The sequence below is a fragment of the Miniphocaeibacter massiliensis genome (genome assembly GCF_900232905.1).
GTDB lineage: Bacteria > Bacillota > Clostridia > Tissierellales > Peptoniphilaceae > Miniphocaeibacter > Miniphocaeibacter massiliensis.
The window spans coordinates 13,878-26,015 of sequence record NZ_OCTQ01000004.1 but is presented as its reverse complement, the minus strand read 5'-3'; the positions used below and the strand labels follow the sequence as shown (position 1 = coordinate 26,015).

Sequence of the window (12,138 nt, the reverse complement as noted above, 5' to 3'; positions counted from 1 at the left end):
TTATAGGTGTATTTATATTGAGGAAAATATAGATCTAGTTGTAGAAAATAACAATTAAATGTATAATAGTAGTTCAGTAAAATATTATAATTTGGTGATTTAATGGAAAAAGAAACGAAGTTACACCAGCCTACTATGAGAGTATTAAAAATATTGGAATGTATAGATCAAAATCCACAAGGACTTAGTTTAAAAGATATATCTGAATATATTGAAAGTCCAAAAAGTACGATATACCCTATATTAAATACCTTGATAGAGAATGGCTGTTTAAAATTAAATAGATTTGGAAACTATGAAATGGGCTTTAAAACTTTTCAATTAGGACTATCTTATTCAGCAAATTTAAGTGTTGTTGATATTATAAGAAAAGAAATGTTAGATATAGTTGATGAGTGTAAAGAAATATGCCAATTAGGGGTATTAGTAGATGATCAAGTATATTATTTAGCGAAAGTTGAACCTAATCAACCGATAAAAATTCTATCTTATGTTGGTAAGTACATGCCAGCTTATTGTACAGGTCTTGGAAAAGCATTATTGTCATTTTTTTCTAATGAAGACATAGAAGAAATATACAAAGATATTGAATTAAAAAAATATACCGAAAATACAATTACAAACATTAATGACCTTATAAAAGAAATAGACTCTGTAAGAACTACTGGTTTTTCAAATGATGATCAAGAAGCGATGGAATTTGCATCTTGTATTGCCGTTCCAATAAATATGTATAAAGGTAGTAAGTTAGCGTTAAGTGTAACTTATCCTATGTTTAGAAGGACAGATGAAAATATAAATAAAATAAAAGAAGCTCTATCATCAAAAGCAAAACTAATTGAAGAAATCTCTAAGGTACATAGATTAGGAATATCGTAATAAAAAACAACTGTAATATTACAGTTGTTTTTTAAATCCTTTCTTCAATCCACTTTATAATAGTATCAATAATTTCAAATTTTATAGGTTCATTTAAAATTTCGTGGAAAAGATTAGGGTAAATAATAAGCCCTTTATCTTTAGAAGATATTTCTCCAAATAAATCTCTAGAATCTTTTTCAGCAACAAGTCCATCATTTGCACCATGTAAAATTAAAGTAGGAGCAATAAAATCTTTAGCATTTTCTTTTAGAAAATGGGTTCCTTTAGTAATTTCTTTAACAAGTTTAACTGAAATTAATTTTTTAACTAGAGGATCTGAAATATATTTTTTTACTACAGATTCATCGGAACAAACTCCATCACCTAGAGCATTTTCAAAGTAAAATTCATCATCTTTGTCCATTAATGTAGGAGGAAACAATTTAGCATTATATCTTGTTAAAGCTCCAGATAAAATTATTCCACTAGATTTACGAGAATATATTGTACCAAAAAGAGTAGCAGTTTCTCCACCCATGCTATGACCTAAAACAAAAATAGGCTTATTTGGATTTTCTCTTTCTGCCAATTCAAAAAAGAAGTTTGCATCTTTAGCCATTTCTTTGAAATCACTAAAATAAACGTCTTTTCCTTTAGATTTTCCATGACCTCTTTGGTCATAACGGTAAACAGAAAGGTTATTTTCATTTAGTTTTTCTACAACATGATCATATCTGTTTAAATGCTCACATAAACCATGGCATATCAAAACAATAGCTTTAGGGTTTTCTACAGAATCAACTCTGTATCTTAGTTCAGTTCCATCAAATGAAGGTATTAAATCTTCTTTATACAATATAATCAACTCCTTTTTTTATTTATATTTTATCATAAAGAAATTTGAATATATAAATATGTATTAAACAAGAGATTATTATGATAAATACATAAGTATTAATATAATTGCTTTACTTAGAAGTTAATAATTATATATTGTATAATATCTATTTTATGGTTAAGCATATAAACTTGACTAAATCAGTATTTTAATGTAAAATAAAACGTAATTAAATAGGACTATGATTGGAAGAGACCTTTATGTTGAGCTTAGAGAGTTGCTGGTTGGTGTAAAGCAAAGGAAATGTATTGGGAAGATGAACCATGAGTCTATTATGATAATGAGGACTTGATTGTATCAGGTTGAATTAGAGTGGTACCACGAATATTACCTTCGTCTCTATTAGAGATGAAGGTTTTTTTATGATTTAATGCAACTGTATTCTATACAAGGTGATGTAGGTCAGATGTAGCGAAACCCAAATTTGTGACTTGATGTTAAGGTCGCATTATGATGTACATACTCATAAAGAGTGTAGTTGTAGGTTTAAATTTGTTACAAAAAATATTTTTTTGATGTTTGATATAGCATATTACTATCGCTAAAGAGAGAAAAAAGGAATAAGCTATTTTTTAGAATTATAATTATAATACAAGGGAGACGATAAAATGAGCAGTAAAAAACCATATTATTTAACAACACCAATATATTATCCAAGTGATAATTTACATTTAGGACATACTTACACAACTATAATTGCAGATACTTTGAAAAAAATAAGAGAAATTCAAGGATATGATGTTTTCTTTACAACAGGGACAGATGAACACGGACAAAAGTTATTAGAAAAAGCTAAAGAGTCAGGAAAAACACCGTTAGAGTACATTGACCCTATAGTAGAAAGTGCTAAAGTGTTATGGAAAAAACTTGGAATCAATTATGATGCTTTTGTTCGTTCTACAGACAAGCAGCACGAGAAAAATGTACAAGATATATTTCAAAAACTATATGATAAGGGAGAAATATATAAATCTGTATATAAAGGTAATTATTGTACTCCTTGTGAGTCATTTTGGACAGATGCACAACTTGTAGATGGTAAGTGTCCAGATTGTGGAAGAGAAGTGCACTATCATGAAGAAGAATCTTATTTCTTTAGATTGTCTAAATATCAAGATAAGTTATTAAAATTATTTGAAGAAAATCCAAAGTTTTTACAACCAGAGTCGAGAAAAAATGAAATGATAAATAATTTCTTGAAAGATGGTTTAGATGATTTATCTGTTACAAGAAATAGTTTTGATTGGGGAGTAAAAGTTCCTTTTGATGATAAGCATGTTATTTATGTGTGGATAGATGCGTTATCTTGTTACTTAACAGGTATAGGATATGGTGTTGACGAAGAAAAGTTTAATAAGTATTGGCCAGCAGATGTTCATTTAGTTGGGAAAGAAATTGTAAGATTTCATGCAATTATTTGGCCAGCATTACTTATGGCATTAGATTTAGATGTTCCAAAAGAAGTATTTGCTCATGGATGGATTTTATTTGATGAGGATAAAATGAGCAAATCTAAAGGAAATATTGTATATCCTGAACCATTAATAGATTTATATGGAGTAGATGCACTAAAGTACTTCATATTAAGAGAATTTGTTTTTGGAAATGATGGAAACTACACAAATGAAAAGTTTTTACAACGTATAAATTCAGACTTGACTAATGATTTAGGAAATTTAGTTTCAAGGACTGTTACTATGGTAGAAAAATACTTTAATGGTGAAGTTAAAGAACCTGTTATAAAAGAAGATGTAGACAATGAGTTAATATCTCTTGCAGAAAATACTGTGGTAGAGGTAGAAAAACATATAGACGAGCTTAGTTTTAACAACGCTTTAGAAAGTATTTGGAAGTTAATTAGAAGAACTAATAAATATATAGACGAAACAGCTCCATGGATATTAGGTAAAGAAGAAAACTACGATAGACTTTCAACAGTTTTATATAATTTAGTTGACAGTTTAAGAATAGTTAATATATTGATTAGTCCATTTATAACAGATACTGCTAAAAAAATACAAATTCAAATTGGATTAGAAAATTTAGATTGGGAAGATGCAAGAAAATTTGGTCTTACTAAGGTAGGAACAAAAGTGAAGAAAACAGAAAATTTATTCCCAAGATTAGATATTAAAAAAGAATTAGTAAGACTTGAAGAAGAAAACAATAAATTAATAGAAGAAAGAAAAAAGGAAAAAGGAATGTCTGAAGAAAAAATTGAAAATAAAGAAGAAATTAAAGATGAGTTTATTACAATAGATGATTTTGATAAAGTAAAATTAAAAGTTGGTGAAATATTAGAAGCTGATAATCACCCTAAAGCAGATAAGCTTTTAGTGTTTAAAGTTAAACTTGGAGAAGAAGTTAGACAAATAGTTTCAGGAATAAAGAAATGGTATTCACCAGAAGATTTAGTAGGAAAAAAAGTTATAGTTTGTACTAATTTAAAGCCTGTTAAATTAAGAGGTGTTGAATCAAATGGAATGATATTAGCGGCAGATAAAGGTGAAGAGTTAACTTTATTAAGTACATTACAAGATATAGAAAGCGGGGCTGACGTATCGTAATGAAATTTATGATAGATAGTCATGCTCACTTGGATGATGAAAAATTTAATTATGATAGAGAAAACATAATTAAAGAGCTTAAGGAAAATCAAGTAGCTTATGTTATAAATCCAGGAGCAGACTTAGAATCCAGCAAAAGAGCAATAGAACTATCGAAGGAATATGATTTTATATTTCCAGCAGTTGGAGTTCATCCTCACGATGCACAGAGTTTTAGTGAAGAAATATACAATGAAATAAAAAATATGGCGATAAAAGATAAAGCAGTTGCTATAGGTGAGATAGGACTTGATTATTATTATGATAACAGCCCAAGAGATAAGCAAAAAGAAGTATTCAAAAAGCAACTAGAACTTGCAAGAGAATTAAACCTACCAGTAATAATTCATACAAGAGATGCTTATGGTGATACTTTTGATATATTAAATGAGTTTAAAGGAGAAGTAATAGGAGTGATGCACTGCTATTCTGGTTCATTAGAAATGGCAGAAAGATATATGAGCTTAGGATATTATATTTCTTTTGCAGGACCTGTGACTTTTAAAAATGCAAAAAATGTTAAAGAAACTGCAGAAAATATTCCTATGGATAGATTATTAATAGAAACAGATTCTCCTTATTTAACACCTACTCCAAACAGAGGTAAGAGAAATGAACCTAAGTATGTAAAATATGTAGCAGAAACTATTGCAGAATTAAAAGACGTACCTGTTTCAGATGTAATAGAAGCTAGTAGAGAAAATGCTAGAAATCTATTTAAACTAGAAGGGGTTAGTTTTGAAGATTAAAGAAATAATAGTAGTAGAAGGAAGAGATGATGTTGAAGCTGTTAAAAGAGCATGTAATTGTGAGCTTATTATTACAGGGGGATATCATTTTAGAAAAGACCTTTTTAAAGTTTTAAGAAAAGCACAAAAAGAGAAAGGTTTAATAGTTCTTACGGATCCAGATTACGCTGGAGAAAGAATTAGAAAAATAATTAATAGAAATGTAAGAGGGGTAAAAAATGCATATTTACCTCAAGATAAAGCCACTAAAAAAGGTGATATAGGAATAGAAAATGCAAAGCCAGAAGATATATTAGAAGCTTTAGAAAATGCAAAAATTACCTATGAAAATGCAAGAAAAGAATTTGATTTTGACGATATGGTATATTATGGACTTACAGGTGAAGGCTCTAAAAAAAGAAGAGAATTTGTAGGGGACAATTTAGCAATAGGGTATGGAAACTCAAAACAGTTTTTAAAAAAGCTTAATAATTTTAATATCTCTAGAGAAAAACTTGAGGAGGTATTAAAAAGTATTGAAGAATAATAGATTATATCAACCTAGTTACATTAAAGAAATTTTAGATAAATTTAATTTCTCATTTTCTAAAGCTCTAGGACAGAATTTTTTAATAGACGGAAATATTATTAGAAAAATAGTAGAAGGTTCAAATATTACAAAAGATGATGTAGTTTTGGAAATAGGTCCAGGTTTTGGAACTTTAACAGAAGAACTTGCTATGAAGGCTAAAAAGGTTATATCTGTTGAAAAAGATAGAAGATTAATAGAAGTTTTAGATTATACTCTAAAAGACTATGACAATGTAGAGATTATAAACAATGATATTTTAAAAGAGAATATAAGAGAAATAAAAGATAAATTTTCTCCCGAAAGAAAATTAAAAGTTGTTGCAAACTTACCGTACTATATAACAACTCCAATATTAGAGTATTTAATAGAAACTAAAGAATGTATAGAGTCTATAACAGTAATGGTTCAAGAAGAAGTAGCTAGGAGAATGGTAGCTTCTGTAAAAGATAAAGACTATGGAAGTCTTTCTATATATATGAATTATAATTCAAATGCAGAGATTATAGCGAAAGCTCCTAAACAAATATTTATGCCAAGTCCTAAAGTAGATAGTGCAGTTGTAAAATTGGTGTTAGAAGATAAGGATTATGGAGTAAATGAAGAATTATTGTTTAAATTAATACGTTCAGGTTTTACTAAAAGAAGAAAAAATATTTTGAATTCTTTAACTACAGGATTTTTAGAGATAAATAAAGATGATTTGAAAGAAATATTGGATGAATTAGACATTAGTACAAATAACAGAGCTGAAAACCTAACTTTAGAAGATTTTGTTAATATAACTAAAAAATTAAACTATGATTAAAAAATTATTTAGAGGGTATTAATAAAACGTAACTGAAAGGAGAGGTTTAAATGGCTAATGTAACTGTATATTCAAGCGATACTTGCCCATACTGCGTAGCGGCTAAGGATTTTTTAAATAAAAATAATATTGAATTTACTGAAAAAAATATTTCAAAAGATGCGAGTGCAAGAACTGAATTAATGAAAATGGGACATATGGGTGTTCCAGTAGTTTTAGTAGACGATCAAGAAATTGTTGGTTTTGATGAACCAAAACTTAAAAGCTTACTAGGATTATAAGAATAAATATAGACGGGAGATTATACATTTGTATGATCTCCTGTTTTATTTTACCTAAAATTATAATATAGAAGTGAGAGGAGTAAACATGCCAATTATTGTACCAAATGATCTTCCAGCAAGTGAAATTCTTAAGAAAGAAAGAATTTTTGTTATGGATGAGAAAAGAGCTTTGACACAAGATATAAGACCATTGGAATTAGCAATAATTAACTTAATGCCAACAAAAGTAGAAACAGAAACTCAGTTACTAAGAAGGATTTCTAATACAGCTTTACAAGTAAAAGTGGACTTAGTTAGAACGATGAGCTATGAAAGTAAAAATACAAATAAAGAACATTTAGAAAAGTTTTATGTAACAATAGATGAAATAAAAAACAAAAAATACGACGCTATGATTATAACTGGTGCTCCAGTAGAACTAATGGATTTTGAAGAAGTTGATTATTGGAAAGAGCTGGTAGAAATAATGGAGTTTGCAAGAAAAAATGTATTTTCTACTTTGTTTATTTGTTGGGCTTCTCAAGCAGCTTTATATCATTATTATGGAATAAATAAAAAGCAAATGGATGAAAAACTATTTGGAGTATATGAAGTTGAATTAAAAGAAACATCAATCCTTACAAATGGTTTTGACGAATCGTTTTATGTTCCACATTCTAGATATACATACTCAAGTATTGAAGATATGAAAAAAATAGACGACATACAAATTTTAGCTTCGTCAGACAAAGTTGGTATGCATATGGCAGCGACTAAAGACAATAGATTTATTTTTGTATCAGGTCACGGTGAGTATGATACTTATACATTAGATAGAGAATATAAGCGAGATGTCAAAAAGGGACTAGATATAGATATACCTGTTAATTATTATAAAAATGACAATCCAAAAGATGGTGTTTCTATAAAGTGGAAGGCACATAGCAATTTATTTTTTTCGAATTGGCTAAATTGTTGTGTATATCAAGATACACCGTTTATTCTGGATAGAATTCAAGAAAAAGAAATTAAAAAATAAGAAAGCACCTGTTTAGGTGCTTTTAATTTATATGTAAGGCACTTATAAAAGTGCCCAAGATTAAGCGTTTAATTCTGACATTAATTTTTCGATATCTAAACCATGAACCATTGCAGCTTCTTCTAGGCTTTCCATTTGACTTCCAGGGCATCCAATACAAGACATTCCATTTTGTAAAAGAACTTCGATAGAATCAGGGTAAGCTCTAATGATATCTCCAATTAACATATCTCTAGTAATTTTCATAGGTTTCCTCCTTAATTTACTACTCATATATATAATATCTGTATTTGGGTTAAAAATCAATAATTACTTAAATTAAGATTAATTATTGAAATAGTAGGTATAAATACATAAGAAGATTAAATTTAGGAGGAACAATTATGAAGATAGAACTTACAAACGATGCAAAAAATAAAATAGATGATATTTTAAAAACATCAGGGAAAGAATATGTAAAATTAGTGCCAGGAAGTTACTCTTGTTGTGATATAGTTTTTACAATAATGGCTGGAGATAAGGAAGAAAAAGAAACGGAGTATGCAACAGAGGATTATAAGTTTCTTATGGATAGTGAATTAGACGGCTATTATGATAAAATAATGGTGGATTATATAACTGAGGGATTTGCAAAAGGTTTTAATATAGAAACTAAAGATAAAGCGTAAGATATTAGTAAAATGTAAAATGTTAATAGAAGCAAACATATATAAATGCTGTTTCTGTTAGCATTTTTTTCTTTTTACTATTACAATATTAAAAGGACTTAAAATACTTTATAGATATGTTTACTATGATAGAATATAAGATAGGTATTTTATAATAAATTGTTTAAAACTTATTAAAGAGGTGAGGGTTATGCAAAATAGCTATTTAGAACAAAAAGATATGCATTTTTTAGATTTGAAGAAAAATCTAGAAAATAGAGAGTATAAAAAATTAAAAAGTAATTTAGCTAAGTATAATCCTGTAGATATAAAGGACTTTATTGAAGAGTTAAATCCAGTAGATGCTGTACTAACTTTTAGATTACTTACTAAAGATGATGCAATTGAAGTTTTTTCATACTTAGAAAATGAAGAACAAATGCAATTACTACAAGCTTTTACAGATACAGAGTTAGATAATATCATAAATGAATTAAATATTGACGATATGGTAGATATGATAGAAGAGATGCCTGCGTCAATAGTAAAAAAAATATTAGCAAGAACAGACCCGAGTAAAAGGAAAGTAATTAACGACTTCTTACAATACCCAGAGTATAGTGCAGGAAGTCTTATGACTATAGAGTATATTGAACTAAAGAAGCACTTAACGGTAGAACAAGCGCTAAATAAAATCAAGTTAACTGGTTTAAACAAAGAAACAGTATACACATGTTATGTTACAAATGAATCTAAAAAACTAATAGGATTTGTATCTTTAAGAGATATAGTATTAAGTGAACCAGATGTTTTAATTGGAAATTTGATACACGAAAAAGTTATATATGTTAATACACACGATGACCAAGAGCATGTAGCAGAAGTTTTTAGAAAGTATGGGTTCATGGTTCTTCCAGTAGTGGATAATGAAGGAAGAATGACAGGAATAATTACGGTTGATGATATACTTGATGTTATTGAACAAGAAACAACAGAAGATTTTCAAAAGATGGCGGCTATGGCACCAGATGAGGAAGATTATATGGATTCATCTGTATGGTATTTGTCTAAAAGAAGAATAAATTGGCTACTTATACTTATGATATCATCTGCTTTTACAAGTGGCATAATAGGTCATTACAATTACTTATTGGTTTATTATTCTGCGTTATATAACTTTTCTCCTATGATAATGGGAGCTGGAGGTAACTCGGGAAACCAGTCTTCAACTACTGTGATTCGTGGACTTGCAACAGGAGAAATAGAGATACAAGATTGGTATAAAGTTATGTTTAAAGAACTTAGAATAGCAATCATTGTAGGAATTATACTTGCTATTGTAAATTTTGCAAAAAATATTATTTACGATAAATTAGATGTAATTTATGCATTAATTATATCTATATCTTTAATAGCTACAATATGTTTTGCCAAAATGGTTGGGGGAACATTACCTATAATTGCAAAAAAACTAAAAATAGACCCTGCTATAATGGCTGGACCGATGATTAGTACTTTAGTAGATTCAGTGAGTCTTTTAATTTATTTTAATGTTATAAAAGTATTTTTACCTGTATAGAAAAAACCAAAAAAGACATCTAAAATTAGGATAAAAAATATAACAAAAAGTATTGACTTTAATTCCTACATATCGTACAATATTTTGTTAACTTGACGAAATATATAAAATATGATATATTTAATAATGTAGTTAAAAATGCTTCGTCAAGGAGGGGTATTATTGTCTAGTACTATAAATTTAAAATACTTAAAAGGTCAAATACAAGAAAATATTGGGAAAAAGGTGATTATTAAAGCTGATAAAGGTAGAAATAAAATCACTACTAAAACAGGTATAATAGAAGATGTATTCCCAAGTTTATTTACAGTAAAAATTACAAATGAATTTGATCAAGAAAGAACAGTATCATACACATATTCAGATCTTTTAACATCAACAGTTGAATTAAAACTATTCTAATAGAAACGACGTAAGTCGTTTTTTTATTTGTGGTATAATAAATTATTATATAATGGAGAGTAGTATGTATAAAATTAATTCATATGCAAAAATTAATCTATCTTTAGATGTATTAAATAAAAGAGAAGATGGATATCATAATATTGATACTATAATGCAACTGATAGAGTTAAAAGACATAATAGAAATAGAAAAAAGAAACGACAACTTATTAAATATAAAGTGTAACAAAAGTGAAGTTCCAACAGACAAAAATAATTTAATATACAAAGTGTGGGATATTTTAAGAAAATATAAAGAGAATGATCACGGTTTGAACGTGTATATTGAAAAGAATATTCCAGTAGCAGCAGGCCTTGCAGGAGGAAGCTCTAATGCAGCTTATTTTATGAAAAAAGTAAATGAAATTTGGAATTTAAATTTAAGTTGTGAAAAATTAATGGAAATAGGCTCAAAAATAGGGGCAGACATACCTTATTTTTTTGAAGAAGGAACTGTTAGAGCAGAAGGAATAGGAAATAAATTTACTAAGTTAAAAAATCTTGAAAACCTAGATATATTGCTAGTTAATAGTGGGTGTGAAGTTAGTACAAAGTATGTTTATGACAATATAAAGCTAAGTAAAAAAAGCAATATAAATAAATTAATTGAATCAATTAATTTGGGAGAAATTTTTAATAAATCGGTATACTATAATACAATGACAGAAGTTAGTGTAACAGTATGTCCCGAGATAAAAAATATAATAGACGAAATGTATGAATTAGGTGCAAAAATATCGTTAATGTCTGGTTCAGGAGCTTCAGTATTTGGGATATTTGAAAATGAGAGTGATATAAACAGAGTTTATGAAAAAATAAAAGATAAGTATAAATTTGTTTTAAAAACTAAAACAATTTAGGAGATGAAAATGGATAATAGAGCTATTGGAGTTTTTGATTCAGGACTTGGGGGACTTTCAGTTTTAAGAGAACTAAAGAAGTTGTTACCAAATGAAGATTACATATACTTTGGAGATACTAAAAGACTTCCATATGGATCAAAAGATAAAGAAACTATAAAAAGATATTCTAAAGAAATAGTAGATTTTTTCATAGAAAAAGATGTTAAATTAATAATAATTGCTTGTAACACCATTACAGCACAAGCTCTAGATTATTTAAGAGAAACCGTAGATATACCAATTTTAGGAACGGTAAATGCAGGAGCAAGATCATCACTTGAAAAGACAAAAAACAATAAAATACTACTTATAGCTACTGAATCTACAGTAGAAAGTGGTCTATATGAAAAGAAAATAAAAGAAGAGAAAAAAGATGCTGTTGTATATTCTGTTGCTTGTCCCAAATTTGTACCTCTTATAGAGAATAATATGGAAGGCACAAAAGAAGTGCAAGATGTTATAAAAGAGTATTTAGATTACTATAAAGATAGAGATATAGGCATAGACACTATGATACTTGGTTGTACTCATTATCCTTATATAGTAGAAGATATACAAAAGGCATTTAGAGATGATATTGAATTTATAAATCCAGCTGTTGAATTGTCAATTGAAGTAAAATATTTTCTTGAAAAGAATAATATGGAGAATTTAAATAAAAAAATACCTACAAATATTTTTTATGCAAGTGGAAACATAGACAAGTTTAGAAAAGATGGTTCAAAGCATATGGGAGAAAAATTAAAAGAAGTTTATAAAAAGGAATTCGATTAGG

At 28.0% G+C, this 12,138-nt stretch carries 14 protein-coding genes; 12 read left to right on the top strand and 2 right to left on the bottom strand.

Annotated elements, in window-relative coordinates; genetic code table 11:
• The first annotated feature begins 102 nt into the window (after window positions 1-102).
• The gene (locus CS899_RS07995; protein WP_100065667.1) at window positions 103-879 is read left to right on the top strand and encodes an IclR family transcriptional regulator; all 777 of its coding nucleotides are present in this window, start codon (window positions 103-105) and stop codon (window positions 877-879) included.
• Between the two features lie 31 nt (window positions 880-910).
• On the opposite strand, the gene CS899_RS07990 is transcribed toward CS899_RS07995, so the two are convergent.
• The gene (locus CS899_RS07990; protein WP_100065666.1) at window positions 911-1,717 is read right to left on the bottom strand and encodes an alpha/beta hydrolase; all 807 of its coding nucleotides are present in this window, start codon (window positions 1,715-1,717) and stop codon (window positions 911-913) included.
• Between the two features lie 650 nt (window positions 1,718-2,367).
• Between CS899_RS07990 and metG the strand changes: the two genes are divergently transcribed.
• The 6 genes from metG (at window position 2,368) to CS899_RS07960 (ending at window position 7,792) form a co-directional block, all read left to right on the top strand.
• Entirely contained in the window at window positions 2,368-4,326 is a 1,959-nt protein-coding gene (metG, locus tag CS899_RS07985) for a methionine--tRNA ligase (RefSeq protein WP_100065665.1), read from the top strand.
• A gap of 8 nt (window positions 4,327-4,334) precedes the next feature.
• Window positions 4,335-5,114, top strand: a complete 780-nt coding sequence (locus CS899_RS07980) for a TatD family hydrolase (RefSeq protein ID WP_207204775.1) — start codon at window positions 4,335-4,337, stop codon at window positions 5,112-5,114.
• Window positions 5,104-5,640: a ribonuclease M5 gene (gene rnmV / locus CS899_RS07975; protein ID WP_242491892.1), complete on the top strand. Its 537-nt coding sequence runs from the start codon at window positions 5,104-5,106 to the stop codon at window positions 5,638-5,640. Before CS899_RS07980 ends, rnmV begins: the two co-directional genes overlap by 11 nt.
• A complete protein-coding gene (rsmA, locus tag CS899_RS07970) occupies window positions 5,630-6,490 on the top strand; it encodes a 16S rRNA (adenine(1518)-N(6)/adenine(1519)-N(6))-dimethyltransferase RsmA (protein ID WP_100065663.1) in 861 nt (286 codons plus the stop codon). The genes rnmV and rsmA overlap by 11 nt, the downstream gene beginning before the upstream one ends.
• 50 nt (window positions 6,491-6,540) lie before the next feature.
• On the top strand, window positions 6,541-6,771 hold the full coding sequence (locus tag CS899_RS07965) for a glutaredoxin family protein (protein WP_100065662.1): 231 nt from the start codon (window positions 6,541-6,543) through the stop codon (window positions 6,769-6,771).
• Between the two features lie 88 nt (window positions 6,772-6,859).
• The gene (locus CS899_RS07960; RefSeq protein ID WP_100065661.1) at window positions 6,860-7,792 is read left to right on the top strand and encodes a homoserine O-succinyltransferase; all 933 of its coding nucleotides are present in this window, start codon (window positions 6,860-6,862) and stop codon (window positions 7,790-7,792) included.
• 60 nt (window positions 7,793-7,852) lie between these two features.
• On the opposite strand, the gene CS899_RS07955 is transcribed toward CS899_RS07960, so the two are convergent.
• Window positions 7,853-8,038, bottom strand: coding sequence for a DUF1858 domain-containing protein (locus tag CS899_RS07955; RefSeq protein WP_100065660.1), 186 nt, complete (start codon window positions 8,036-8,038; stop codon window positions 7,853-7,855).
• 137 nt (window positions 8,039-8,175) lie between these two features.
• Between CS899_RS07955 and CS899_RS07950 the strand changes: the two genes are divergently transcribed.
• From CS899_RS07950 to murI, 5 genes are all read left to right on the top strand, one after another.
• Entirely contained in the window at window positions 8,176-8,460 is a 285-nt protein-coding gene (locus CS899_RS07950) for a hypothetical protein (RefSeq protein ID WP_100065659.1), read from the top strand.
• Window positions 8,461-8,650: 190 nt separating this feature from the next.
• Entirely contained in the window at window positions 8,651-10,018 is a 1,368-nt protein-coding gene (mgtE, locus tag CS899_RS07945) for a magnesium transporter (protein WP_100065658.1), read from the top strand.
• 162 nt (window positions 10,019-10,180) lie between these two features.
• Window positions 10,181-10,420: a Veg family protein gene (locus CS899_RS07940; protein WP_422879624.1), complete on the top strand. Its 240-nt coding sequence runs from the start codon at window positions 10,181-10,183 to the stop codon at window positions 10,418-10,420.
• A 64-nt stretch (window positions 10,421-10,484) separates the two neighbouring features.
• Window positions 10,485-11,321 carry a 4-(cytidine 5'-diphospho)-2-C-methyl-D-erythritol kinase gene (gene ispE / locus CS899_RS07935; RefSeq protein WP_100065656.1) on the top strand — a complete coding sequence of 279 codons (837 nt, stop codon included), beginning with the start codon at window positions 10,485-10,487 and terminating at the stop codon, window positions 11,319-11,321.
• Between the two features lie 9 nt (window positions 11,322-11,330).
• A complete protein-coding gene (murI, locus tag CS899_RS07930) occupies window positions 11,331-12,137 on the top strand; it encodes a glutamate racemase (protein ID WP_164995897.1) in 807 nt (268 codons plus the stop codon).
• The last annotated feature ends 1 nt before the right edge of the window (window position 12,138 follow it).